Origin of the sequence: Bradyrhizobium sp., assembly GCF_049581145.1 — a bacterium.
Classification (GTDB): domain Bacteria; phylum Pseudomonadota; class Alphaproteobacteria; order Rhizobiales; family Xanthobacteraceae; genus Bradyrhizobium.
This window is the reverse complement of sequence record NZ_JBAURI010000714.1, coordinates 1-2,281: the sequence shown is the minus strand read 5'-3', so window position 1 is coordinate 2,281 and position 2,281 is coordinate 1. Positions and strand designations below refer to the sequence as shown.

Here is a 2,281-nt window from a genome sequence, read left to right as displayed (position 1 = left end):
GCCTGGGCGCGCTCGTCCTGCCAGAATTGTCGCGCCGCGATCCGGTCGAAGCCGGCCGCGGCACCGAGCCGCGGGTCGCGCGCGACGGTCACCTGGTCGACATCGGTCACGATCGAGCAACTGACGGCGGCGTCGAGCTGGCTCGGATCGCCGCTGAACACGGCGCCAGCGGGATCGAAACTGCCGGTGCCGATCTGGCGCCGCGAATGGAGGTCCGTGCGATACGCGGTCGAGCTGTCCTTGCGCGTAATGCGGAACATATAGAGCTTGCCTGCGAAGGCATCGAAGCTCGCGAGTTCGGGCGACACGGTCAGATCGGATTCCCAGATGCCTTCATCGCACCGCCGCAGCGGAATGACCGGCGCGCCGGCGTCGATGCCGCCACCGGAATCGTCGATGTAGCCGCTGTCACCCAAGGCGAACACGATTTCGACCTGGCGCGCATTCGGCGCCCAGACCGAAAACCTGAGTGCGGGCGGCCCGCCTGCAACCGGATAGATCTTCTGCGCACCCAGCCGGCTGCAATGCGTGAGATAGTAGACCTCCTCCTGCGCGGCGCCCGCGCCAAGCGTGAAGGCGCGCGTCCGGTCGCTTGAATTGGCGTCCGCCACCTCGGTCGCGATGCCCCAGATGTTCTGGCCGGACGGGCCGTCGAGCTCGACGCCCCAGCGAAACAACTGGCCCTGCTGCGAGGAGTCGAATTGAATTGACGCGGTGAAGGAAGGACAGCCGGTCAGGTCCGTCTCGCGAACCATCGGCGTGGTCGTCCAGTTGTTGGCGTGGCGCCCCAGCGCATCCCAGGAACCGACCAGCCGCACATTGCTGAATGCGTCCTGCGCGATGCCCGCGACATATCTGAAGCGAACCGAGATCCCGGGCATCAATGCTCTCCCCGCGCGAGTCCAAATTGTTCGTACAAGCGCTGTAGTGCAGGTCGCAGCCTTCCCGAAATATGACAAGCTGGCCAACTTGCGCCGCGCTCGCAACGGGCTGCCGGATTTCGGGCAGATCAAAGCTCATCATCGCCGAGGCCAAGTTGCAAGCCGCCAATCGGGGCGTTCGCACGGCCTCACCATGTCATTGCGAGCGCAAGCGAAGCGATCCATCGCGCCGCAAAGCAGGCATGTTGCTTTGTCGCAAGGGCTCCTCGCAATGACGGTGGATACGACTTCGCGCTCTCGCCGCGCGGGCGCGCGAGTTCTACTCTTCATCGTCGGCCCTCGAAAGACAGAGGGCGCAGGGAAGGCCGGGTGCCCGTTGCACCCTTGGCCGCCTGTGCAGAAAGAAAGCACAGGCGTTAGCAACCAGGGGTACACCGGATCATCCGGCCTTCCCTGCGCAATGGTTTCACGGCTTATACGCGCTCTCCTCGGTGACCACGCTTGTTTGCCACCGTCGCCTGCGAGACGCGTGAGCGTCTTCGCGAGCTTGACGCCTGTGCCTTGGAGCCTCGGGACGACACGACTTCGCCGCCACGACAATGTCGCTCGTCTTCGACACTGCCGCATCCATCACGCAATCGATCCTCTAAAGCCCGCCCATCTTGCACACGAGCTTCCATTCCTCCGCGGTGACCGGCTGCACCGACAGCCGCGAATATTTCACCAGCGCCATCTCGGCGAGTTTTTTCTCCGCCTTGACCGCGGCCATCGTCACCGGGATCGGCAACGGCTTCTCCGCCCTGATGTCGACGCAGACGAACTTGCCGGTCTTGTCGGTCGGGTCGGGATAGGCCTCGCGGATCACTTCGGCGATGCCGACGATCTCCTTGCCCTCGTTGGAATGGTAGAAGAAGGCGCAGTCGCCCTGCTTCATGTGGACGAGATTTTGTCGCGCGGTGAAATTGCGCACGCCGGTCCAGGCCTCGCCCTTGTCGCCCTTGGCGACCTGCTGATCCCACGACCAGGCCGAGGGTTCCGACTTCACCAGCCAGTAATGCATCACGGCCACCACTTATGCGTCATGGCCGAGCTTGTCCCGGCCATCCACGTCTTCCTGCCCCAACTAACAAGACGCGGCTGCGTCATCGTCAAGTCGAAAAAGTCATTTTCACCCTTTTGCGCGGCCGCGCGCTCACCCCTCCGCCTTGAACGGGCGCGTCAGCAGGCCTTCGATCGCGGCATCGATGGTCAGCGCGCCGGACAGCACGGCGGCGACCGCGGTCGACACCGGCATCTCGACATGTTGCGACGCCGCCAGCTCGACCAGCACCGGCGCGGTGGACTGGCCTTCGGCCAGTCTGCCGAGCGGTGGCGGCTCGCCGCGGCCGAGCGCTGCGCCC

At 64.7% G+C, this 2,281-nt stretch carries 1 protein-coding gene and 2 pseudogenes; all 3 read right to left on the bottom strand.

What is annotated here, in order from left to right; translation table 11 throughout:
- Positions 1 to 881: pseudogene (locus WCB02_RS23230) on the bottom strand (alpha-amylase family glycosyl hydrolase); the annotation flags it as partial.
- Between the two features lie 646 nt (positions 882 to 1,527).
- Positions 1,528 to 1,941, bottom strand: coding sequence for an EVE domain-containing protein (locus WCB02_RS23225; protein ID WP_423961810.1), 414 nt, complete (start codon positions 1,939 to 1,941; stop codon positions 1,528 to 1,530).
- Between the two features lie 132 nt (positions 1,942 to 2,073).
- Positions 2,074 to 2,281 (bottom strand): annotated as a pseudogene (locus WCB02_RS23220) (NAD(P)H-dependent glycerol-3-phosphate dehydrogenase); the annotation flags it as partial.